This is a genomic window from Cupriavidus sp. SIMBA_020, assembly GCF_046535395.1.
GTDB lineage: Bacteria > Pseudomonadota > Gammaproteobacteria > Burkholderiales > Burkholderiaceae > Cupriavidus > Cupriavidus campinensis.
In genome coordinates this window covers 1-258 of sequence record NZ_JAWRWU010001009.1, presented here as the reverse complement: position 1 = coordinate 258, position 258 = coordinate 1, and the positions used below count along the sequence as shown (strand labels likewise).

The following is a 258-nucleotide window of genomic DNA, read 5'->3' as shown; positions in this document are numbered from 1 at the left end:
AACGCCTGTTGGTGGCGTATGGCCTGGCCCGTATCGGCGATATCGTCGACGGCAAGCCGGACAGCGCCCGCGACCCGTTCGCCAACTTCGAACAGACCGGCCGCCTGAGCCTGGCCGATGCCGCCGGCGGCGCGCCCAACGTCGTGCCCAACCCGGCGCTGCAATCGCTCGTGGCCGCGTTGCAGACCCAGGCCCCGCAACGCATCGCCGGTGCCGATCGGGTCGCGGCGCTGGCCTATCGCGTGGGCCGCTACGATC

The 258-nt window shown here is 71.7% G+C and carries 1 pseudogene; it reads left to right on the top strand.

Annotated features, from left to right (window positions below):
* Positions 1 to 258, top strand: a pseudogene (locus tag SB751_RS32520) (hypothetical protein); the annotation flags it as partial.